The sequence below is a fragment of the Kitasatospora sp. NPDC088346 genome (assembly GCF_044740765.1).
Taxonomy (GTDB): Bacteria; Actinomycetota; Actinomycetes; order Streptomycetales; family Streptomycetaceae; genus Kitasatospora.
In genome coordinates, this window is the sequence record NZ_JBIURH010000040.1 from 1 (window position 1) to 22,241 (window position 22,241).

The 22,241-nt window shown below is 72.3% G+C and carries 18 protein-coding genes, 1 rRNA gene and 1 riboswitch; of the genes, 15 read left to right on the forward strand and 4 right to left on the reverse strand.

From position 1 onward, the window contains the following. The 12 genes from rrf to ACIOFR_RS32620 form a co-directional block, all read left to right on the forward strand. A 5S ribosomal RNA gene (rrf, locus tag ACIOFR_RS32565) occupies positions 1 to 76 on the forward strand; the annotation flags it as partial. A gap of 97 nt (positions 77 to 173) precedes the next feature. Continuing rightward, complete coding sequence (gene pgsA, locus ACIOFR_RS32570; protein ID WP_401002848.1) at positions 174 to 785, forward strand: CDP-diacylglycerol--glycerol-3-phosphate 3-phosphatidyltransferase; 612 nt, start codon at positions 174 to 176, stop codon at positions 783 to 785. 132 nt (positions 786 to 917) lie between these two features. Then, the gene (locus ACIOFR_RS32575; protein WP_401002849.1) at positions 918 to 3,413 is read left to right on the forward strand and encodes a sugar phosphate nucleotidyltransferase; all 2,496 of its coding nucleotides are present in this window, start codon (positions 918 to 920) and stop codon (positions 3,411 to 3,413) included. Positions 3,414 to 3,583: 170 nt separating this feature from the next. Next, on the forward strand, positions 3,584 to 4,666 hold the full coding sequence (locus ACIOFR_RS32580) for a DUF881 domain-containing protein (RefSeq protein WP_401002850.1): 1,083 nt from the start codon (positions 3,584 to 3,586) through the stop codon (positions 4,664 to 4,666). Further along, on the forward strand, positions 4,663 to 4,995 hold the full coding sequence (locus ACIOFR_RS32585) for a small basic family protein (RefSeq protein ID WP_033825430.1): 333 nt from the start codon (positions 4,663 to 4,665) through the stop codon (positions 4,993 to 4,995). The genes ACIOFR_RS32580 and ACIOFR_RS32585 overlap by 4 nt, the downstream gene beginning before the upstream one ends. 126 nt (positions 4,996 to 5,121) lie before the next feature. Further along, positions 5,122 to 6,006 carry a DUF881 domain-containing protein gene (locus ACIOFR_RS32590; RefSeq protein ID WP_401002908.1) on the forward strand — a complete coding sequence of 295 codons (885 nt, stop codon included), beginning with the start codon at positions 5,122 to 5,124 and terminating at the stop codon, positions 6,004 to 6,006. A gap of 181 nt (positions 6,007 to 6,187) precedes the next feature. Next, positions 6,188 to 7,081, forward strand: coding sequence for an FHA domain-containing protein (locus tag ACIOFR_RS32595; RefSeq protein ID WP_401002851.1), 894 nt, complete (start codon positions 6,188 to 6,190; stop codon positions 7,079 to 7,081). Positions 7,082 to 7,143: 62 nt separating this feature from the next. Further along, positions 7,144 to 7,884, forward strand: coding sequence for a MerR family transcriptional regulator (locus tag ACIOFR_RS32600; RefSeq protein WP_401002909.1), 741 nt, complete (start codon positions 7,144 to 7,146; stop codon positions 7,882 to 7,884). Positions 7,885 to 7,980: 96 nt separating this feature from the next. Further along, complete coding sequence (locus ACIOFR_RS32605) at positions 7,981 to 8,451, forward strand: bifunctional nuclease family protein (RefSeq protein WP_371495469.1); 471 nt, start codon at positions 7,981 to 7,983, stop codon at positions 8,449 to 8,451. A 280-nt stretch (positions 8,452 to 8,731) separates the two neighbouring features. Next, positions 8,732 to 9,418: a MerR family transcriptional regulator gene (locus tag ACIOFR_RS32610; protein ID WP_401002852.1), complete on the forward strand. Its 687-nt coding sequence runs from the start codon at positions 8,732 to 8,734 to the stop codon at positions 9,416 to 9,418. A 168-nt stretch (positions 9,419 to 9,586) separates the two neighbouring features. Next, complete coding sequence (locus ACIOFR_RS32615) at positions 9,587 to 10,264, forward strand: vancomycin high temperature exclusion protein (protein WP_401002853.1); 678 nt, start codon at positions 9,587 to 9,589, stop codon at positions 10,262 to 10,264. 72 nt (positions 10,265 to 10,336) lie between these two features. Then, positions 10,337 to 11,704 carry a DNA polymerase IV gene (locus tag ACIOFR_RS32620; RefSeq protein WP_401002854.1) on the forward strand — a complete coding sequence of 456 codons (1,368 nt, stop codon included), beginning with the start codon at positions 10,337 to 10,339 and terminating at the stop codon, positions 11,702 to 11,704. Positions 11,705 to 11,884: 180 nt separating this feature from the next. Here ACIOFR_RS32620 and ACIOFR_RS32625 read toward each other — a convergent pair whose 3' ends face one another. Together ACIOFR_RS32625 and ACIOFR_RS32630 are read right to left on the reverse strand one after the other, a co-directional pair. After that, entirely contained in the window at positions 11,885 to 13,363 is a 1,479-nt protein-coding gene (locus ACIOFR_RS32625; RefSeq protein WP_401002855.1) for an MFS transporter, read from the reverse strand. Positions 13,364 to 13,550: 187 nt separating this feature from the next. Next, positions 13,551 to 14,774 (reverse strand): PRC and DUF2382 domain-containing protein, encoded by a 1,224-nt coding sequence (locus ACIOFR_RS32630; protein WP_401002856.1) that lies wholly within the window; start codon positions 14,772 to 14,774, stop codon positions 13,551 to 13,553. Between the two features lie 196 nt (positions 14,775 to 14,970). Further along, positions 14,971 to 15,076, forward strand: a riboswitch (glycine riboswitch). Between the two features lie 237 nt (positions 15,077 to 15,313). On the opposite strand from ACIOFR_RS32630, the gene gcvP reads away from it, so the two are divergent. After that, complete coding sequence (gene gcvP, locus ACIOFR_RS32635) at positions 15,314 to 18,211, forward strand: aminomethyl-transferring glycine dehydrogenase (RefSeq protein WP_401002857.1); 2,898 nt, start codon at positions 15,314 to 15,316, stop codon at positions 18,209 to 18,211. 108 nt (positions 18,212 to 18,319) lie between these two features. Here gcvP and ACIOFR_RS32640 read toward each other — a convergent pair whose 3' ends face one another. Together ACIOFR_RS32640 and ACIOFR_RS32645 are read right to left on the reverse strand one after the other, a co-directional pair. Then, on the reverse strand, positions 18,320 to 18,511 hold the full coding sequence (locus ACIOFR_RS32640) for a DUF5999 family protein (protein ID WP_401002858.1): 192 nt from the start codon (positions 18,509 to 18,511) through the stop codon (positions 18,320 to 18,322). Between the two features lie 315 nt (positions 18,512 to 18,826). Then, the gene (locus ACIOFR_RS32645) at positions 18,827 to 19,396 is read right to left on the reverse strand and encodes a hypothetical protein (RefSeq protein ID WP_401002859.1); all 570 of its coding nucleotides are present in this window, start codon (positions 19,394 to 19,396) and stop codon (positions 18,827 to 18,829) included. Positions 19,397 to 19,762: 366 nt separating this feature from the next. Here ACIOFR_RS32645 and ACIOFR_RS32650 point away from each other — a divergent pair, with 366 nt between their 5' ends. Both ACIOFR_RS32650 and ACIOFR_RS32655 read left to right on the forward strand, forming a co-directional pair. Next, the gene (locus tag ACIOFR_RS32650) at positions 19,763 to 21,262 is read left to right on the forward strand and encodes a glutamate-cysteine ligase family protein (RefSeq protein ID WP_401002860.1); all 1,500 of its coding nucleotides are present in this window, start codon (positions 19,763 to 19,765) and stop codon (positions 21,260 to 21,262) included. 177 nt (positions 21,263 to 21,439) lie between these two features. Next, complete coding sequence (locus tag ACIOFR_RS32655; protein WP_401002861.1) at positions 21,440 to 22,240, forward strand: CPBP family intramembrane glutamic endopeptidase; 801 nt, start codon at positions 21,440 to 21,442, stop codon at positions 22,238 to 22,240. Position 22,241: the final 1 nt, after the last annotated feature.

Sequence of the window (22,241 nt, forward strand, 5' to 3'; positions counted from 1 at the left end):
GAACCCGGAAGCTAAGCCTCAAAGCGCCGATGGTACTGCAGGGGGGACCCTGTGGGAGAGTAGGACGCCGCCGAACAATCTTTCAGAGAAGCCCCCCACCTTCCCAGGTGGGGGGCTTCTTTGCTGTATGGTCAATGCCGCACAAGTTGTCGTACGCACCAGGAGGCCCCCAGGTGGAGGTCCAGGAGACGCGGGTCCAGACGGACCGCGTCCTCACCATTCCCAACCTGCTGAGCATGGCCCGGCTGGTGGGAGTCCCGGTCTTCCTGTGGTTGATCCTCTGGCCGGTGTTCGGCGGGCCGAACAACGACGGCTGGGCGGTCGTGCTGCTGATGGCGAGCGGGGTGAGCGACTATCTCGACGGGAAGCTGGCCCGGCGCTGGGGGCAGGTCAGCCGGCTGGGGCAGATCCTCGACCCGGCCGCGGACCGGCTGTACGTGCTGTCCACGCTGATCGGGCTCACCTGGCGGGAGATCCTGCCGTGGTGGGTGACGGCCGTCCTGCTGGCGCGCGAGGTGTTCATCGGTGCGCTGCTGCCGATCCTGGCGCGGTACGGGTACGGGCCGCTGCAGGTGAGCTTCCTGGGCAAGGCGGCCACCTTCAACCTGATGTACGCCTTCCCGCTCCTCCTCCTCGGCAACGGCGACAGCTGGTTCAACCGGACGGCCGAAGTGGTCAGCTGGGCGTTCATCTGGTGGGGCACGGTCCTCTACTGGTGGGCCGGCATCCTGTACGCGGTGCAGGCCGGTCGGATCGTGAAGTCGGCGCGGGCCGCGGCGGCCTGACCCGTCGCCGTGCAACCGAGAGGTTTCACACGGCCCACACGGTGCGTCGGACGGTTTGATCCGGGTAGACAAGCTCTTGAACGGTTTGATGGATCCACAGGGTCCACCACCGAGAAGGAGGACGCACCCGCAATGAAAGCCGTTGTGATGGCAGGCGGGGAGGGCACCCGCCTCCGCCCGATGACCTCAAGCATGCCGAAGCCTCTCCTGCCGGTCGCCAATCGGCCGATCATGGAGCACGTGCTGCGGCTGCTCAGGAAGCACGGCCTCTCGGACACCGTCGTCACCGTCCAGTTCCTGGCCTCCCTGGTCAAGAACTACTTCGGGGACGGCGAAGACCTGGGTATGCACCTCACTTATGCCAATGAGGAAATCCCGCTGGGTACGGCGGGCAGTGTCAAGAACGCCGAGGACGCGCTCAAGGACGACTCGTTCCTGGTGATCTCCGGTGATGCGCTGACCGATTTCGATCTTTCCGAACTGATCGCCTTCCACAAGGCGAAGGGCGCGATCGTCACGGTATGCCTGACACGCGTGCCCAATCCTCTGGAATTCGGCATCACGATCACCGACGACGAGGGCCGGGTCGAGCGCTTCCTGGAGAAGCCGACCTGGGGCCAGGTGTTCTCCGACACGGTGAACACCGGGATCTACGTGATGGAGCCCGAGGTCTTCGACTACGTGGCCGCCGGTGAGTCGGTGGACTGGTCGAGCGACGTCTTCCCACAACTCCTCAAGGAGGGCAAGCCGGTCTTCGGGTACGTGGCCGAGGGCTACTGGGAGGACGTCGGCACCCACGAGAGCTATGTGAAGGCCCAGGCCGACGTGCTGGAGGGCAAGGTCCAGGTCGAGCTGGACGGCTTCGAGATCTCACCGGGCGTGTGGATCGCCGAGGGCGCCGAGGTGGACCCGGAGGCCGTCCTGCGGGGGCCGCTGTACATCGGCGACTACGCCAAGGTCGAGGCCGGCGTCGAGCTGCGCGAGCACACGGTGCTGGGCAGCAACGTCGTGGTGAAGCGCGGGGCGTTCCTGCACAAGGCCGTCGTGCACGACAACGTGTACATCGGCCCGCAGAGCAACCTGCGCGGCTGCGTGGTCGGCAAGAACACCGATGTCATGCGCGCCGCCAGGATCGACGACGGGGCGGTGATCGGTGACGAGTGCCTGATCGGCGAGGAATCGAACATCGCCGCCAACGTCCGGGTCTACCCGTTCAAGACGATCGAGGCCGGTGCGTTCGTCAACACCTCGGTGATCTGGGAGTCGCGCGGCCAGGAGCACCTGTTCGGGGTGCGCGGTGTCTCCGGGGTGCTGAACGTCGAGATCACGCCCGAGCTGGCGGTCCGGCTGGCCGGGGCGTACGCGACGACCCTGAAGAAGGGCGCGACGGTCACCATCGCGCGTGACCACTCGCGAGGTGCGCGGGCGCTCAAGCGGGCCATGATCTCCGCGCTGCAGACCAGCGCGATCGACGTCCGGGACCTGGAGAACGTCCCGATGCCGGTGGCCCGGCAGCACACCGCCCGCGGCAGCGCCGGCGGCGTGTTCCTGCGGACCACACCCGGTGTGCCGGACTCGCTCGACATCCTGTTCTTCGACGAGCGCGGCGCCGACCTGTCGCAGGCCAAGCAGCGAAAGCTCGACCGGGTGTACTCCCGGCAGGAGTTCCGGCGGGCCTTCCCCGGTGAGATCGGCGACCTGCTGCACCCGGCCAGCGTGTTCGACTCGTACGCGGGCAACCTGCTGCGGGCGGTGGACACCACGGGCGTCCGGGAGGCCGGGCTGAAGGTCGTGGTGGACGCCGCGCACGGCAGCGCCGGGCTGGTGCTGCCCAGCATCCTGGGCCGGCTCGGCGTGGAGGCGCTGACGGTCGACAGCGGTCTGGACGAGTCCAGGCCGACCGAGGACGCCGAGGAACGCCGGGCGGCCCTGGCGCGACTCGGCGAGCTGGTGGCCTCCTCGCGGGCGGCCTTCGGGGTGCGCTTCGACCCGGTCGGCGAGCGGGTGTCCTTCGTGGACGAGCTGGGGCGCGTGATCGAGGACGACCGGGCGCTGCTGGTGCTGCTGGACCTGGTGGCGGCCGAGCGCCGCAGCGGTCAGGTGGCGCTGCCGGTGACCACGACGCGGATCGCCGAGCAGGTGGCGGCGTACCACGGGACCCAGGTCATCTGGACGTCCACCTCGCCCGACGACCTGGCGAAGGCGGCCACCGCCGAGGGCACGGTGTTCGGCGGGGACGGACGTGGTGGCTTCGTCGTCCCGGAGTTCAGCGGTGTGCTGGACGGCGCCGCGGCCTTCGTCCGGCTGGTCGGGCTGGTGGCCCGGACGCAGCTCACGCTCAGCCAGATCGACGCGCGGATCCCGCAGGCGCACATCCAGCGCCGCGACGTGGCCACCCCCTGGGCGGCCAAGGGCATGGTGATGCGCTCGGTGGTGGAGGCGGCCGGCTCGCGGCGGCTGGACACCACCGACGGCGTGCGGGTGGTCGAGCCGGACGGGCGCTGGACGCTCGTCCTGCCGGACCCGGCCGAGGCCGTCACGCACCTGTGGGCCGAGGGCCCGGACGACCGGGCGGCCCAGCAGTTGCTGGACGAGTGGGGTGCGGTGGTGGACTCCGCGGGCCGGTAGCACCGGGCAGCCGCACGGGAACGGCGGGGTGGCACGGCCGGGCAGGCCGTCCCACCCCGCCGTCCCACCCCGTCGGCCCGCCCGGGAGATGTCACGATCCGGTCCTGATTCGTGTCCGCCATGTGGGGGTAGGTCGTACGCCCGGTCGGGGACATGGGACGATGTCCCGCATGCCAGCAACGCCGACGCCGAGTGACCGGGACGGACGCTTCGCCCGTCCGGACGCCTCGATGTCCCTGCTGACCACGGTGATGGACCACAGCCTGGACGACGGCTACGCCGAGGCTGCCCGGGCCGCGGGCGTGGAGGGGACCAGCCGCCTGCCGTCCTCCCTGCGCGGCCGGCTCGTCCTGGCGCTCGGGCTGGCACTGGCCACGACCGTCGTCACGGTGGGTGCGGTGACCTCGCACGAGGCCGAGCCGACGCTGGCCAAGGAGCGCGACGCGCTGGTCCACCGGATCAAGGACGCCAACGGGGCGGCGGACGGCCTGCAGAAGCAGGTCGGACAGCTCCGCGACAAGGTCCAGACCACGCAGCAGGACGCCCTCCGGGCCGGCGACGACGGCGGACTGGGCGCGCTGGCGGCCGGGACCGGGACCGGCGAGATCAGCGGGCCGGGGGTGAAGCTGGTCATCGAGGACGCGAACGGCACCAACGGCGGCGGCAACATCAGCAACCCGCGCGAGGCCGAGGGCTTCCGCAACTCCGGCCGCCTCCGGGACCACGACCTGCAGCTCGTGGTGAACGGTCTCTGGCAGGCCGGCGCGGAGGCCGTCGCCGTCAACGGGCAGCGGCTCACCGCACTCTCCGCGATCAGGGCGGCGGGCGACGCGATCCTGGTCGACAACCGGCCGCTGGTGCCGCCGTACACGGTGCTGGCGATCGGCGACGGGAAGCAGCTCGGCCAGGCCTTCCAGGACAACCAGGCCGGGCGCTACCTGCGGATCATCCAGGACAGCTACGGCATCAAGTCGAGCATCTCGGTGCAGAAGAACCTGCAGCTGCCGGCGGCCCTGGGCATCACCCTCCGGTTCGCCCGACCGGACACGCCCGAGACGGCCTCGCCGTCCGCGTCCGCCTCGACGACGCCGTCCGAGCCACCGCCGTCCGCCTCCGCGCCGTCCACGCCGTCCCCCTCGGCGTCGGCGTCGGCGGGCTCGGGCTCCGCGAAGGCGACGCGGACCCCCAAGCCGTCGGGCACCAAGAACGCCACCGCATCGTCCACCGCAGGGACAGGAGCTCCAACACCGTGATTGCCGTACTGGGTCTCGTGATCGGCGTGGTCGTCGGCCTCTTCGTACAGCCCGAGGTCCCCGACGCCGTCGTGCCCTACCTGCCGATCGCGGTGGTGGCGGCGCTGGACGCCGTGTTCGGCGGTGTGCGGGCGATGCTGGACGGGATCTTCAACGACAAGGTGTTCGTGGTCTCGTTCCTGTCGAACGTGGTGGTCGCGGCGCTGATCGTGTTCCTCGGCGACCAGCTGGGTGTCGGATCGCAGCTGTCCACCGGTGTGGTGGTGGTGCTCGGCATCCGGATCTTCTCCAACGCGGCGGCCATCCGTCGGCACGTGTTCAGGGCGTAGGGAGCGCAAGGCGTGGACAAGGACGACAAGCCCGACGTGCGACCCGACCTGCCCGAGAACGAGCCGGAATCCGCCGACCTGCCCGTGGCGGAGCAGCCGGACCGCGAGCCGGTACCGGCCCGGCCGGTGGAGGCGGAGCAGACGGAATCCGAGCCGGTCGGGGAGCCGGCGGCGCAGGAGCCCGCCACGGCCCCCGCAGCAGCGGCCGTACCCGTCCCGCACCCCGAGCCGGAGCCCGAGGCCGGGGAGCCCGGGGCGGCCGGTGAGGAGGAGCCCGCCCAGGAGCCCGGTGACGGCCGGCGGCGGATGCGGGCGGCCCTGTGGCCGCCGCGGATCTCCCGCGGGCAACTGGTGGTGGCGGTCCTGCTGTTCTCGCTCGGGCTGGCGCTGGCCATCCAGGTCCGGTCGACCAACGACCACGACCAGCTGCGCGGCGCGCGACAGGAGGATCTTGTCCGCATCCTCGACGAACTGGACAGCCGCCAGCAGCGTCTCCAGCAGGAGAAGACGCAGCTGGAGCAGTCGATGGCGCAGTTGGAGAACAGTTCCAACCAGGCCAAGGAGGCTCAGGAGCAGACCAGGAAGAAGAGCGCGGAGTTGGGTGTTCTGGCGGGTACGGTCCGGGCGACCGGGCCGGGGATCGTGCTGACCATCGATGATCCCCAAGGGCAGGTGAAGGCAGATATGCTGCTCGACACCCTGCAAGAACTGCGAGCGGCGGGGGCGGAGGCGATTCAGATCAACGATGTTCGAGTGGTGGCCGGCACCTACTTCACGGACGGCGCGTCGAGCGGCGTGCAGATCGACGGCAAGGCCGTGTCGCAGCCGTTCCGCTTCACCGTGGTCGGCAACCCGCAGGACCTGACCCCTGCGCTGAACATTCCGGGGGGCGTGGTGCGGACGCTGGAGAACCACCAGGCGCGCGCCACGATCACCCAGCAGCAGAAGGTCGTCGTGGACGCCCTGGCCGCGCCCGGGCAACTGCAGTACGGCAAGCCGGCGGCGAAGTGACGGGGCGGATTTCGGACGGCCCGTCAACTCCCGTCAGGACCCGGTGGCGGCTCTCCGCCGACGGTCGGTCACACTGGGACACAGCACACGCTCGGTACCTGCCCGATTTCGGGTGCACGTCCGGTCCGAGCCTCTCACCCTGCCCCGCGGGCGGGTCTGTCACACACAAGGGGATTCGCCCGTGAGTTTCTTCGCAAAGCTCTTCGGCCGCAGCAACCGTCGCGACGCGGCGGTCGAGGCGCCCACCGCGCGCCACCGCCGCGCCGACGAGGAGTCCGGTGTGCCGGGGATGCGCCCCGCGCCGGACGCGGACCAGTACGCGCAGCGTCCGCTCTACCGCGACGACAACGCGACCCAGGGCGCGGGCATCTCCACCGAGGGCTTCGGCGCGGCGTACGGCGAGTCGGTTGATTCCACGGGCGCCCCGCGCATAGGTTTCCCGGCAGGACCCTCAACCTCTGGTGGAGGGTTCGCCCCGGACCCCTACGCCGGGCACGTCCAGCCGGGTGTGCCGCGCCAGGAGGCAGTGAACATGGCCGGCTCCTCCCCGTGTCCCCGCTGCGGCAACCAGAACCCGGCCACGGCCAGGTTCTGCTCCAACTGCGGTACTCCGCTGCGTGCGGGCGGGCACCCCGAGGGTGCGGCCGAGACCACCTCGACCATCACGATCTCGGGGCTGGAGTCCTACGACCCCAACGCCACCGGCACCGGCGCCACTCCTGCGCTGTCGCCCGAGGTGCTCGCCGCCATCGACGCGCTGCCGCCGGGCTCGGCCCTGCTGATCGTCCAGCGCGGCCCCAACTCGGGCAGCCGCTTCCTGCTGGACTCGGACGTCACCGAGGCCGGCCGTCACCCGCAGGGCGACATCTTCCTGGACGACGTCACCGTCTCGCGCCGGCACGTGGAGTTCCGGCGCCGCCAGGACGGCGGCTTCACGGTGGCCGACGTGGGCAGCCTCAACGGCACCTACGTCAACCGTGAGCGGATCGAGGAGGTCGCGCTCAACAACGGCGACGAGGTGCAGATCGGCAAGTACCGGCTGGTGTTCTTCGCCAGTCACCACCGGGGGTACTGACCACGACTTCGGCTGGAGCCCGAGTGACCGCTAACACTCCCACTCTCCTCGGATCCTCGTCCGTGCCCGCCTCGCGGCGCACGGGCGAGGTCCGGCGGCGGGGCGACGAGCTGCTGAGCATCGGCGCCGTGCTGGCCCACCTCAGGGACGACTTCCCCGAGGTCACCATCTCCAAGATCCGCTTCCTGGAGGCGGAGGGTCTGGTGGAGCCCAAGCGGACTCCCTCGGGCTACCGGAAGTTCAGCCCGGCCGACGTCGAGCGGCTGGCGTACGTGCTGCGCATGCAGCGCGACCACTACCTGCCGCTGCGGGTGATCCGCGAGCACCTGGACGCCATGGAGCGCGGCGAGCAGCCGCCGGCCCTGCCCGCCGCGGACAACCGGCCGGGGCCGTTGGAGGAGGCCGACCGCGAGCTGGTCGCCGCCCATCCGACGTCGGGCGTCCGGCTGGGCCGGGCGGAACTGCTGGCGGCCGCCGGGTCGAGCGAGCGCGAGTTGGCCGAGTGGGAGGCGTACGGGCTGGTCGCGGCCGGTTCGGACGGCGGCTTCGACGGCGAGACGCTGCAGATCGCCCGACTGGTGGCGGAGCTGGGCCGGTACGGCCTGGAGCCCCGGCACCTGCGGGCGATGAAGGCGGCGGCGGACCGCGAGGTGGCCCTGGTCGAGCAGGTCGTCGCTCCGCTGCGCCGCCACCGCAACCCGCAGACCCGGACTCACGCGGAGGCCACCGCGCGGGAGCTGGCGACCCTCTCGGTGCGCCTGCACGCGGCGATGGTGCAGGCCGGGCTGCGTCCGAAGCCGTAGCAGGCGCGCCCTCCGGCCGCCCCCCGGACGGCCGGAATCGGCCGGGCCGACAGGCTGCGCTTTCATATCGGCGGTGTGGGCCATAGGGTTACGAATGTGAATGAGCTCGACGTCGTGGGTGTCCGGGTGGAGATGCCGTCCAACCAGCCGATCGTGCTGCTGCGGGAGGTCGGGGGCGATCGGTACCTGCCGATCTGGATCGGACCGGGCGAGGCGACCGCGATCGCCTTCGCGCAGCAGGGCATGACGCCGGCGCGGCCGTTGACGCACGACCTCTTCAAGGACGTGCTCGACGCGCTGGGACACCAGCTGACCGAGGTGCGGATCAACGACCTGCGGGAGGGTGTGTTCTACGCCGAGCTGGTCTTCGCGGGCGGTGTCGAGGTGAGCGCGCGCCCCTCCGACGCCATAGCGCTGGCGCTGCGGACGGGTACGCCGATCTACGGCAGCGAGGAAGTGCTGGCCGAGGCGGGCATCTCGATCCCGGACGAGCAGGAGGACGAGGTGGAGAAGTTCCGCGAGTTCCTCGACCAGGTCTCGCCGGAGGACTTCGGCGGGCAGCAGTAGGTGTCCTCCCGTCGGCCCGGCCGGTGGGACGACGACCGGCCGGGGCCCGGCCGGTTCTTTATCTCCGGCCGGAGTCGTCCGCAAGTTGCGCAGGGCCGAGCCCCCGAAGATGCCCACGCTGAGGCTACGGAAAACCACTCGGTGGAGTGACATTGGCGGTGACGCCCGGCGTGGCGATCGTTGACGGGTCTCTGGCGACTGCTTACCGTCAGGGATGGCTCCGGTTCGTTGGGCCACCCGGGGCCCGGACGGCCCGCAGCAGCAGTGGACGGAGGTTGGCATGAGCGGCACCGGCGACGACCTGGCTGCCGGGAGCCTGTGCGCCGTGCACCTCCCGCGCAGCACCCGCGGCCTGCTGGCGCCCCCCCGGGGTGCCGACGCGGCCGAGACCCTGGATCCCGAACGGCCCCGGCTGGGCCGGTTCCCCGCGGTGCAGGCCGGCCAGCCCGCGATCGAGCGGCTCGCCCCGACCTCGGCGCTGCTGGGCTACCGCGGCCCGACGGCGTGCGCGGCCGCCGGGATCACCTACCGGCAGCTGGACTACTGGGCGCGCACCGGCCTGCTGGAGCCCAGCGTGCGGTCGGCGTACCCGGCCGGCGCGCAGCGCCTCTACAGCTTCCGCGACATCCTGCTGCTGAAGATCGTGAAGCGGTTGCTGGACGCCGGGGTGTCGCTGCAGAACATCCGGGTCGCCGTCAGCCACCTGCAGTCCGCCGAGCCGGCCGACTTCGCGGGGCTCACGCTGATGTGCGACGGTGCGACGGTCTACGAGTGCACCTCCCCGCAGCAGGTGGTCGACCTGCTCGGCGGCGGTCAGGGCATGTTCGGCATCGCCGTCGGTGCGGTCGGCAAGGAACTGGAGGTCGCCCTGGGTCGGCTGCACGCGGAGCGGACCGACACCGGCGAGACGCACGTCGGCCACGACCCGGCGGACGAGCTGGCGCAGCGGCGCAACCGGGCCGGCTGACACCGGGGCACCGCCCGCCCCGGCGTGCGGCGGGCTCTGTCCGCGGCAGGCAACAGGACGGTGACCGAGGGCCCGGACGGGGAACCGTCCGGGCCCTTCGGCACGTCGGGACGGGTGGAATCGGTCAAGGCCAGGGGGTGGGGCGGCATGCTCGGCCGGGTGCGTCGGATGCTTCGGAGAGCGGGAGTCGGCAGCAGGCGCGGGCAGCGCCGCTGGTTCCACGCGGCCGTCCTGGGCGGTGTGCTGGCGCTGGCGCCCAGCACCTGGCTCTGGCTGGACGAGGGCGACCGGGTGGGCACGGTGGGCAGCGCGCCGTCGGCGCCGGTCGCGGTGGTGTTCGGCGCGGGCCTGTTCGACGGCGAGCCCTCGCCGTACCTGGCGCACCGGCTGGACGCCGCGCTGGAGCTGTACCGGCAGCACAAGGTGCAGGCGATCCTGGTGACCGGCGACAACGGCCGGAAGGAGTACGACGAGCCGGACGCGATGCGGCACTATCTGATCGAGCGCGGTGTGCCGGAGGTGCGGGTGGTCGGCGACTACGCGGGCTTCGACACCTGGGACTCCTGTGCCAGGGCGCGTCAGGTCTTCGGGGTCGACCGGGCGGTGCTGGTCAGTCAGACCTTCCACGTCCGCCGGGCGCTGGCGCTGTGCGAGGCGGCGGGCATCGACTCGTACGCCGTCGGGGTCGACGAGGGCCACAACGCCACCTGGTACTACGGCGGTCTGCGGGAGATCCCCGGGGCGGGGAAGGCGGCGCTGGACGCCTGGCTGAGGCCGGACCCGCAGTTCCTCGGCCCGCGCGAGGCCGGGGTCTCCCGGGCCCTGGCGGACGCGTCGGCGCGCTGATCCGGCGGGGCTCGACCGGGGCCCGGCCCGTCGCTCGAACGCGATGTCAGACCCCTGCGGGATGATCGACGGGTGCGGACAGTGCCGAGCATCATCCACCTCGACATGGACGCCTTCTTCGCCGCGGTGGAGCAGGCGGCCAAGCCGAGTCTGCGCGGCAAGCCGGTGGTGGTGGGCGGGCTCGGCGGCCGGGGCGTGGTGTCGACCGCCTCCTACGAGGCCCGCAGGTTCGGGGTGCACTCGGCGATGCCGATGGCCCAGGCCCGCCGGCTCTGTCCGAACGCGGCCTTCCTGAGCGGCCGGTTCGAGGCCTACCGGTGGGCCAGCGACATCGTGATGGGGCTGCTGCGGGAGCGCTCGCCCCTGGTCGAGCCGCTCAGCCTGGACGAGGCCTTCGTCGACCTGGAGGCGGGCCCGTACGGTCCGGCGCTGGAGCAGGCCGGGCCGGCCGAGGGGGCCCGGCTGGTGCTGGCGCTGGCGGAGGACCTGCGGGCGGACATCCTGGAGCGGACGGGGCTGACGGCCTCGGTCGGTGCGGCCGGCTCCAAGCTGATGGCCAAGATCGCCTCGGAGCAGGCCAAGCCGGACGGGCTGGTGCTGGTGGAGATCGGCTCCGAGCAGGCCGTGCTCAGTCCGATGCCGGTCCGGGCACTGCCGGGGATCGGCCCGGCCACCGAGCAGGCGCTGCGGCGGGCGGGGCTGACCACCGTCGCCGATCTGGCGGCGGCCGGGCAGGAGGAGCTGGTGCAGTTGCTCGGCCGGGCGCACGGGACGGGGGTGTTCCAGATGTCGACGGGTGTCGACGAGCGCGCGGTGGTGCCCGACCGGGACGCCAAGTCGGTCTCGGTGGAGGACACCTTCGAGGTCGACCTCGCGGACCGGGACCAGATCATGCACGAGATCGACGTGCTGGCGGCCCGCTGCGTGCGCCGGCTGCGGGCGGCCGGCCGCTCGGGCCGCACGGTGGTGCTGAAGGTCCGGCGCTTCGACTTCTCCACCCTCACCCGGTCGGAGACGCTGCGTGGTCCCACCGACGACGAGGAGGTGATCGCGTCCACCGCCCGTCGGCTCGCCCTTCAGGTGGAGACCACGGGCGGGGTGCGCCTGCTCGGGGTGGGCGTCGCGCAGCTCGCGGACTACACCCAGGAGGACTTGTTCGCGCAGGCCGTCCGGGGGGCCGCCCCGGCGGCGGGGGAGGAGGAGCTGCGGCCCGCCGCCGAGCCGCCCCCGGAGGCCCCGCCGGAGGTCCCGGCGGGCCGCCGCTGGTGGCCGGGCGAGGACGTGACGCACGAGCAGTACGGCGCCGGCTGGGTGCAGGGCAGTGGGGTGGGGCGGGTGACGGTCCGGTTCGAGACGCCGGACAGCCCGCCCGGCCGGGTGCGCACCTTCGCCATCGACGATCCGCAGCTGCGGCCGTCCGGGGCGGTGCCGCTGCGCTGAGCGGCGGGCGGGCGCGGGGACCGGCCGGGGTGTCGGGTGTGCGGGTACGACAACGGCCCCGCACCCGTCCCAGGTGCGGAGCCGTCTGCCGGGCCGGGCCGGGGCGGTCGCGATGCCCTCGCGACCGCCGGGGCCCGGTCTCCTCGCGGCCTGTCCCGGACCGCGAGGGTGGACGCCTCGTCAGGCGTCGGTCTTGACCCGCTCGGGGCTGGTGGCGGCCGCCTCGACGGGGGCGCCGACCGGCTTGATCCGGCGGATGGCGAACGGCACGACGGCGGCGACCAGGCACATCACACCGGCCGTCCAGAAGGCGTGCTTGTACGCGTCCAGGGTGGGCAGCAGCACCGGGATCGGCAGGTGCTTGATGGTGTCGCCGGTCAGGATGGCGCCCATCACGGCGGTGCCGACGGCGCCACCGACGGTGCGCAGCACGGCGTTCATGCCGTTGGCGATGCCGCTCTGCTCGACCGGCACGGCGCCGTTGATGTAGGCCGGCATGGCGGCGTAGGCGAGGCCGACGCCGAGGCCGAAGACCGCGGAGGAGAGGTACAGGTCGGCCTCGTGGCCGTGGCGGAGGGCGAGGTAGAACATCGCGACGGCGCCGAGCACGCCACCGAGGACCAGCGGCAGCCGGGGGCCGCGGCGGGCGATGAGCAGCGCGCCGACGGGGGCGGCGACCATCGAGCCGACGGCGGACGGCAGCAGCATCACACCGGCGTGCAGCACGGTGGCGGTGAAGCCGTAGTGGGCGAGCTTCTCCGGGGTCTGCGCGAAGTTGCTGATGACCAGGAAGGAGCCGTACATCCCGAAGCCGATCAGCAGGCCGGAGATGTTGGTGAAGGCGACGGCCGGGCGGGACATCATCTTCATGTCGACCAGCGGGTGGCTGACCTTGGTCTCGATGATGATCCAGACCAGCGCGACCACGGCGGCGACGGCGAACAGGCCGAGCGTGCGGTTGGAGGTCCAGCCCCAGTTGTTGCCCTGGCTGACGGCGACGAGCAGGGCGGAGAGCCAGCCGGCGAGGGTGATGGCGCCGAGCGGGTCCGCGCCGCCCTCCTTGTCGACCACCGGGTCCTTGGGCACCCGCAGGGCGACCAGGGCGACCGCGATGAGGCCGAAGACCAGGCCCATCCAGAAGATGGACTTGTAGCTCCAGTGCTCCAGCAGCAGGCCGGTGGCGACCAGGCCGAGGCCGCTGCCGACGCCCATCGAGGCGCTGATCATCGCGACGCCGCCGGTGACCTTCTCCCGGGGGAGCTCGTCACGCACGATGCTGATGGCCAGCGGCAGCACGCCGCCGCCGGCGCCCTGAAGGACGCGGGCGACGACCAGCCAGGTGAAGGAGTGGGTGCCGACCGCGAGCGCCGAGCCGGCCACCAGGCCGGCCAGCGAGACCAGCAGCATCGGCTTGCGGCCGCGCAGGTCGCCGAAGCGGCCGAGCAGCGGGGTGAGCACGGCGGCCGAGAGCAGGTTGGCCGTCATCAGCCAGGTGATGTTGGACCCGGAGACGTTCAGCTCCTTGGCCAGCGAGGGCAGGATCGGGACGACTGCGGTCTGCACCACGCTGAACGCCAGCATGGCCAGCACCAGGGCGGGGAGCACCCGGGCGCTGGTCGGCTTGTCGGCCGTGATGGTGGGCTGAGATGCCTCACTCACGGTTCTTCCTCCGGTTCTGGCTGCTCGAAGCGGAGTGCTTCAAGCACGAGATAGTGAATCGAATGAAGTAACCATGCCGGTGAATAGTTCAGTGTGTCAAATATCGATCGGTGAAGCTTTGGCAAAGCGAAGGCCCCGCCCCCGCTGCGGCGGGGACGGGGCCAGGCAACGGCGGCTGCCGGAAGGTTCAGGACGGGCGCAGCGGCTCCGGCCGTACGGTGTCCGCCATCGCCCCGTTGCCCGGCGCGGACCGCTGCGCCGTGCCGTTGGACGGCCCGCCCGGGGAGCCGGAGGAACCGACGGTGCCGTCGTGGATCTCCACCTGCTCGCGGCGCAGTTCCTCGCGGACCACCGCCTCCTCGGTGTAGCGCTCCACCACCAGGCGCACCCGCTCGATCGGCGCCAGGTACTTGCGCACCACCGGGCGCTCCTCGCGCAGGGTGACCTCCTCCACGGCCTCGGCGATGTCCTGCTCGGCCAGCGAGGCCCGCTCCGCGTCCGTGACGGGCACCCGCTCCACCCGGACCCGCTCGCGCACCACCGGCACCTTGCGCTCCACCGGCGCGCTGGTGACGTACTTGCGCAGCCGGGCGGTGCCGAGCACGTGCCACTGGGTGGTGATGTCCAGCCGTTCCTCCCGGCAGGTGATCTCCACCGGGGCGCTCGGCGAGCCGGCGGAGGTCCCGGCGCCCTGCTCCGCCGGGGGCCGCTCCACCGTGGGGCGCTCCGCGGCGGGCTGCTCGGCCGCGGGCCGGCGGGGCTCCGCCGCGGGCATCGGCTGCGGGTGGGTCTGCGCGCCGTACTGGGTGTGCTGCTGGGTGTGGGGCGGGGCCGCCGGCTGTGCGGCGGGGCGCTGCACGGTGGGGGTGTCGTCCGGGTGCGCGGGGGCCGGTGCGGCGGCCATCGGCGCGGCGGCCTGCGGCGTCGAGGTGAAGGCGGTCGGTGCGCCCATGGTCTGCCCCTCGGGGGAGGTCGCCGGCGAGGGCGTCGAGGAGACCTTGCCGAAGTCCAGGTCCTTGCTGCGGTCCGAGGCGGCTGCCGCCGCCGCGGCGACGGCCGGAGCCGAACCGTTGGTGACCGAGGCCGGCGGCGCGGGGTTGCCCGTGTCCAGGCCGTAGTAGCGGTAGAGCTGGAGCTCCTGGGCGGGTGAGAGGTGCTGGCCCACTCCGAAGTCCGGGGACTCCTTGATCAGCGACTTGTCGTAGGGCACCCGCAGTTCGTCCCCCGCGAACTCGCTGGTCGTCAGCGGGACGAAGGCGTCCCGGCCGAAGATCCCGGTCCGCACGGCGGCCCACTCGGGCTCACCGGTGGCGTCGTCGAGATAGACCTCGTCGACCGTACCGATCTTGTCGCCGTTGCGGTCGACCGCCTTGTGCCCGATCAGGTCGCGCGGATCGATATCGGTCTGCACGCTGTCCTCCACTCCTGCTCCTGTGAAAGGCCGTCAGGGGCGGATGAAGGAGCTGGCCAGCCGCCACTTCATACGAAATGCCATCTATCGGGCGCAGGCGACCCGAGCGCCGCCGTCCGGGGCACGGGGGTGACCGATCCCTCCTCCTGGGCCGGTGATCCTCGGGATTCGCGCTGGTACCCTGGGCGGCGACCGCCGAGCCCGCTCGGGAGAGTCCCCGAGCCCGGTGTTCCGGGTGGTCGGGGCGCCGAAGGAGCAACTCCTCCCCGGAATCTCTCAGGCATCCGTACCGTGTGGGACAGGTCACTCTGGAAAGCAGGGCAGGAGCGCCGGCGCAGGAGCCGGCGACACCACCCTCACCGACGGTGCAAGCCGACGGACGGTCCTCGGGCCGCCCGTGCGGGCGAAGCTCTCAGGTCCCGATGACAGAGGGGGAGGCCTGTCGGGTTCGTGCGCTCATGGTCCCCGCTGTCCCCAGCGGCGAAGGCCGGTCGGCGCCCGCACCCCAGCCGGTCATCGACCAGGAGGCCTCGACCCCCATGAACGCCCAGCCGATCAACGGTCGCCGCAGCGACGCCACCCTCGCCGAGCTCGAGCAGGCCAGCCCCTTCGAGACCCGCCACATCGGCCCGGACACCGACGCCCAGCAGAAGATGCTGGCGCACATCGGTTACGCCTCGCTGGACGAGCTGTCCGACGCCGCCGTCCCGGACGCGATCAAGAGCCTGGCCGCGCTGGACCTCCCGGGTGCCCGCAGCGAGGCCCAGGTGCTCGCCGAGCTCCGCGCCCTCGCGGCCCGCAACCAGGTGTTCACCTCGATGATCGGCCTGGGCTACTACGGCACCTTCACCCCGCCGGTGATCCTGCGCAACGTGCTGGAGAACCCGGCCTGGTACACCGCCTACACCCCGTACCAGCCGGAGATCTCCCAGGGCCGCCTGGAGGCGCTGCTCAACTTCCAGACCCTGGTCTCCGACCTGACCGGCCTGGACACCTCCGGCTCCTCGCTGCTGGACGAGGGCACCGCCGCCGCCGAGGCGATGGCGCTGGCCCGCCGGGTCACCAAGGTCAAGGGCGGTGTCTTCCTGATCGACGCCGACACCCTGCCGCAGACCGTCGCGGTGATCGAGACCCGCGCCGTGCCGACCGGCGTCGAGGTGGTCGTCGCCGACCTCTCCGGGGGCATCCCGGCCGAGATCGCCGAGCGCGGCGTCTTCGGCGTGCTGCTGCAGTACCCCGGCGCCTCCGGTGCGGTCCGCGACCTGGCGCCGCTGATCGAGCAGGCGCACGGGCTCGGCGCGGTCGTGGCCGTCGCCGCCGACCTGCTGGCCCTGACCCTGCTGAAGTCCCCGGGCGAGCTGGGCGCGGACATCGCGTGCGGCACCTCGCAGCGCTTCGGCGTCCCGATGGGCTTCGGCGGCCCGCACGCCGGCTACCTCGCCGTGCGCGCCCAGTACGCCCGCAACCTGCCCGGCCGGCTGGTCGGCGTCTCGGTCGACACCGACGGCAACCGCGCCTACCGGCTGGCGCTGCAGACCCGTGAGCAGCACATCCGCCGCGAGAAGGCCACCAGCAACATCTGCACCGCCCAGGTGCTGCTCGCCGTGATGGCCTCGATGTACGCGGTCTACCACGGCCCGGACGGCCTGGCCGACATCGCCCGCCGCACCCACCGCTACGCCGCCGCCCTGGCGGAGGGCCTGCGGGCCGGCGGTGTGGAGCTCGTCCACGGCTCGTTCTTCGACACCGTCAGCGCGCGCGTCCCCGGTCGCGCCGCCGAGGTGGTCGCCGCCGCCGCCGAGGCCGGCGTCAACCTGTTCCGCGCGGACGCGGACACCGTCTCGATCTCCTGCGACGAGACCACCACCCGCGAGCACCTGGCCGCCGTCTGGGCCGCCTTCGGCCTCCAGGACACCGAGGTCGCCGAGGCCGCCGACACCCTGCCGGCCGGCCTGCTGCGCGAGGACGAGTACCTGACCCACCCGGTCTTCCACAGCCACCGCTCCGAGACCGCCATGCTGCGCTACCTGCGCCGCCTGTCGGACCGCGACTACGCGCTGGACCGCGGCATGATCCCGCTGGGCTCCTGCACCATGAAGCTCAACGCGACCACCGAGATGGAGCCGGTGACCTGGCCGGAGTTCGGCCAACTGCACCCGTTCGCGCCGGTCGAGCAGGTCGGCGGCTTCCTTAGCCTGATCCGCGAGCTGGAGCACCAGCTGGTCGAGGTGACCGGCTACGACGCCGTGTCGATCCAGCCCAACGCCGGTTCGCAGGGCGAGCTGGCCGGCCTGCTGGCCGTCCGCGCCTACCACCTGGCGAACGGTGACACCCAGCGCGACGTCTGCCTGATCCCCGCCTCCGCGCACGGCACCAACGCCGCCTCCGCCGTGATGGCGGGCATGCGGGTGGTGGTCGTCAAGACCCTGACCGACGGCGACGTGGACGTCGAGGACCTCCAGGCCAAGATCGACCAGCACCGCGATCAGCTCGCCGTGCTGATGGTCACCTACCCGTCCACCCACGGCGTGTTCGAGACCCAGATCACCGACATCTGCGCGGCCGTGCACGAGGCCGGCGGCCAGGTGTACGTGGACGGCGCCAACCTGAACGCCCTGGTCGGCCTCGCCAAGCCCGGCAAGTTCGGCGCGGACGTCTCGCACCTGAACCTGCACAAGACCTTCTGCATCCCGCACGGCGGCGGCGGCCCCGGCGTCGGCCCGGTCGCGGTGCGCTCGCACCTCGCGCCGTACCTGCCCAACCACCCGCTGCAGAGCGAGGCCGGCCCGGCCACCGGCGTCGGCCCGATCTCGGCCGCCCCGTGGGGCTCGGCCGCGATCCTGCCGATCTCCTGGGCGTACGTCCGGCTGATGGGCGGCGAGGGCCTCAAGCGCGCCACCCAGGTGGCGGTGCTGAACGCCAACTACATCGCCAAGCGGCTCGCCCCGCACTACCCCGTGCTCTACACCGGCCCCGGCGGCCTGGTCGCGCACGAGTGCATCATCGACCTGCGCCCGCTCACCAAGGAGACGGGGGTGACCGTGGACGACATCGCCAAGCGCCTGATCGACTACGGTTTCCACGCCCCGACCATGTCCTTCCCGGTGGCCGGCACGCTGATGATCGAGCCCACCGAGTCCGAGGACCTGCACGAGATCGACCGGTTCTGCGCCGCGATGATCGAGATCCGCGCGGAGATCGAGAAGGTCGGCTCCGGCGCCTGGCCGGCCGAGGACAACCCGCTGCGCAACGCCCCGCACACCGCCGCCACCATGGCCGGTGACTGGGAGCGCGCGTACACCCGCCAGGAGGCGGTCTTCCCGGCCGGCGTCAACCCGGCCGACAAGTACTGGCCGCCGGTGAGCCGGATCGACGGTGCGTACGGCGACCGCAACCTGGTCTGCTCCTGCCCGCCGCTGGACGACTACGGCGTCTGAGCGCGGTGACGACGGAGGGCCCCGGAGGATCGATCCTCCGGGGCCCTCCCCGTTGTCCGGTGCGGTCGTCCGGTGCGGTCGTCCCGAGCGGTTTCCCGGGCGCGGCCGTCAGGACGCGAAGGCGAGCGGCCGGTGCGGCGCGATCACCCGGCCGTCCGGCAGCAGCTCGCCGGTGTCCTCGAAGAGCAGGACGCCGTTGCACAGCAGGCTCCACCCCTGGTCGGGGTGGAGCGCCACGGGGACGGCCGCCTCGCGGTCGGAGGAGTCGGCGGTAGGACACTCAATACGGTGCTGGCACATCGTTGTACCCTCGCTTCGCTCGCGATCCACACCCGCCGCACGGCCACCCCCCTGGGCGCCGCCCTGCCGGCGGATCCTGCCGGCCGGCTCAGGTGTGAACCGGCTCCGCAACGGGTAGGACAGCTGGTCCTCCGTGCTGGTTCCCAGTGTCGGTGTCCGGAGACCCCCGCGCAGCCATTTCGTGACGTGCGCCACAAACGGGAGCCCGATTCCACCCGGCCGGTTGTCCTACGGGCGCGGACGGCGCCGGACGGGCCATCGGGGACTGACCCGAAGAGGTCAGTCCCCGATGGCCCGTCCGGGGGGTGTCGGGCTTCAGGGGCGGCCGAGGAGGGCCGGCGCCGCCACCGGCGAGTGGTCGAGTGCGGCGAGCAGTTCGGCGGCCGGGTACACCCGGTGCGCGGTGACGCCGACCGGGGCCGGGGCGAGCGGGATGATCAGGTCCTCGCCCGGGGCCGGGCTGTGCAGCCAGAGGGCGGTCGCGTAGTGGCCCGGCATCGACAGCAACCGTGGCTGGTGCCGGGTGTGCGCCGCGTGGGCGAGCTGCCAGGCCTGTCGCAGGGCGCGCAGCGTGGAATCCGGGTAGGGGCCCGCCGTGAAGTGGGAGAAGGTGTGCCCGCCCGGGGTCTCGACCACCTCGGCCGAGGCCGCGTACTCGCCCGCGCCGTTCCTCACCAGGAACCGCCAGCCGGTCCGCCTGGCCTCGGTGGGGCTGGCCCCCGGGCGCTCCAGGACGTAGACCGCCAGCGGGTGCGCGGGTTGCAGCGGGCCGGGGCCGTGGCGCAGGACCGAGGCGGCGGGCTGTCGGAGCCCGGTCTCGGAGTCGAGGGCGGCCAGCACCGCGCGCAGTGCGCCGGGCGGGGGCTGAGGGGTCTGCAGGGTCATGGTGAGTCGCCTCTCCGTGCGAGATCGGCGTGCGAGTGCGGCATACCGGCATGGCGTCGATGTGGCGGGGCCTGGGCCGTGTCCGGTTGGGCATGATCGCTGTGCGTGCGCGGGCCCGCCGTCGACCAGCCGATGTCGGCGAGGGGGTCGAGTGGCGGGCGGCCGGGCCGGGGCGCAGTGCGAATTCTACTCGAACAGGTGCGCAGGGTGACCTTCTTATCACGTTCGGTGGTGTGGCACAAGTCGGACTGTCACTGAAAGTCGGTCAGGATCCTTGTCCCGACGACGTGTTCGAGACCACGGGCTATCGATCTTCCGGATGGGCATATTGCTTGCACTGTCGACCGAGGGGGAGGGAGGGCACCCATGGGCGAGAAGGTCGTGGCGACCCGCGCGGAACTGTCCGACCGGCAGCTCTACCGGCGCAAGCTCCAGTCCTGTCTGGACGTGCTGGAGCGGATGCTGAGGGAGCAGCGGTTCGACCGGCCCAGGGCGATGATGGGCCTGGAGATCGAGCTCAACCTGGTGGACGAGCAGGGCCTGCCGGTGCTGGGGAACACCAGGGTGCTGCAGTCGATCGCCTCCGCCGACTTCCAGACCGAGCTCGGCCAGTTCAACGTCGAGGTCAACATCGCGCCCCGTCGGCTCGGCGGCCACGTCCTGGAGGACCTGCGCGAGGAGATCGACACCGGGCTGCGCTACGCCGACCGCAAGGCGGCCGAGGTGGGGGCCCGGATCGTCATGGTCGGCATCCTGCCGACCCTCGACCTGGACCACACCGGCCTGGAGGCGATGTCCCACAACGACCGGTACACCCTGCTCAGCGACCAGATCCTGGCCGCGCGCGGGGAGGACATCGCGCTGGACATCGACGGGGTGGAGCACCTCGCGGTGGAGTCGGTCTCGATGGTGGCGGAGGCCGCGGCCACCTCGCTCCAGCTGCACCTCCAGGTCACCCCGGACCGGTTCGCCTCGGTCTGGAACGCGGCCCAGGCGATCTCGTCCGTCCAGCTGGCGCTCGGCGCCAACTCGCCGTTCCTGTTCGGGCGGGAGCTCTGGCGGGAGACGCGCCCCGTCCTGTTCCAACAAGCCTGTGACACCCGTTCGGCGGAGCTCAAGGCGCAGGGCGTGCGCCCCATCACCTGGTTCGGCGAGCGCTGGGTCGACTCCGTGCTGGACCTCTTCGCCGAGAACCTGCGCTACTTCCCGGCGCTGCTGCCGATCTGCGACGACGAGGACCCGGCGAAGGTGCTCGCCTCCGGTGGCGTCCCCAGGCTCGCCGAGATGCGGCTGCACAACGGCACCATCTACCGCTGGAACCGGCCGGTCTACGACATCGCCGACGGGGTGGCACACCTGCGGGTGGAGAACCGCTGCCTGCCCGCCGGGCCCACGGTGACCGACACCCTGGCGAACGCCGCCTTCTACTACGGCCTGGTGCGGGTGCTCGCCGAACAGCCCCGGCCGATCTGGAACCGGCTCTCCTTCGCCCAGGCGGACGAGAACTTCCACACCGCCGCCCGGCACGGCATCGACGCCGTCCTGCAGTGGCCCGGGCGCGGCCGCTCCGCGCGGGGCACCGCGCCGGTGGCCGCCACCGACCTGGTCCTGAACGAGCTGCTGCCGCTGGCGTACCAGGGGCTGGACGAGTGGGGCGTCGAGCCGGCCGACCGGGACCGCTACCTCGGGATCATCGAGCAGCGCTGCCTACGGCGGACCAACGGCGCCTCCTGGCAGGCGGCCACCGTGCACCGCCTGCGGGAGCAGTTCGGGATGGACCCGCAGGCGGCGATCGCCGCGATGACCCGCCGCTACCTGGAGCACATGCGCGGGGGCGAGCCGGTGCACACCTGGCCGGTGGGGTAACACCGTCCGGCGCGGGGCCGGCGTGCGGCCGGGCACGGGCCGGGCGTGCGGCCGGGCGTGGTGGGCGGCCCGGGTTCTCATCCGGCTGTGGAAGGATGATCGGCCCGGAGGCCGCCCAGGCCGCCGGGCCCCGGGGAACGTCGGCCACGGGGCAGAGCACCGCGCGCTGGAGACCAGGTGACCACCGCTTCGACCGAGCCCGACCCGCAGGCCGGATTCGCCCCGGGCTCCCGCCGGCTGCCGGCCGTGGAACTGCTGATCGTCCTCGGGCTCTCGCTCGGGGCCAGCGGGCTCTCCGCCGTCATCAGCTTCGTCGGCTCGCTGACCGAGTCGGTCAAGCTGGGCAGCCAGGTCGCCGTCCTGAACGGGTCCCGGGCGCCCGGCCGGCCCTGGCTGGACCTCGCGTGGCAGCTGTACTACGTCGCCCGCGGCCTGATGCCGGTGGCGCTGGTCGGCTACCTGCTGGTCCGCGAGGGCACGTCGCTGCGGGTGCTCGGCTTCGACCTCACCCGCAAGCTCTCCGACCTGCGGCGCGGCGCGGCCGTGGCCGCCGCGATCGGCGGTTCGGGTCTCGCGCTCTACCTGGCCGCCCAGGCCGCGGGCGTCAATCTGACGGTGGCTCCCTCCGGTCTGCCCGACGTCTGGTGGCGGATCCCGGTCCTGGTCGCCTCGGCCTGGCAGAACGCGATCCTGGAGGAGGTGATCGTCCTCGGCTACCTGCTGCGCAGGCTCGGGCAGCTGGGCTGGGGGTGGCCCGCCGCCGTGGCGACCAGCGCCGTGCTGCGCGGCTCGTACCACCTGTACCAGGGTGTCGGCGGGCTGGTCGGCAACATGGTGATGGGCGTGGTCTTCTGCCTGCTGTACCGCCGTTGGGGCCGGGTGATGCCGCTGGTGGTGGCGCACGCGCTGATCGACACGGTCGCCTTCGTCGGCTACGCGCTGCTCGCGGGCCACGTGAGCTGGCTGCCCACCGGGTGAG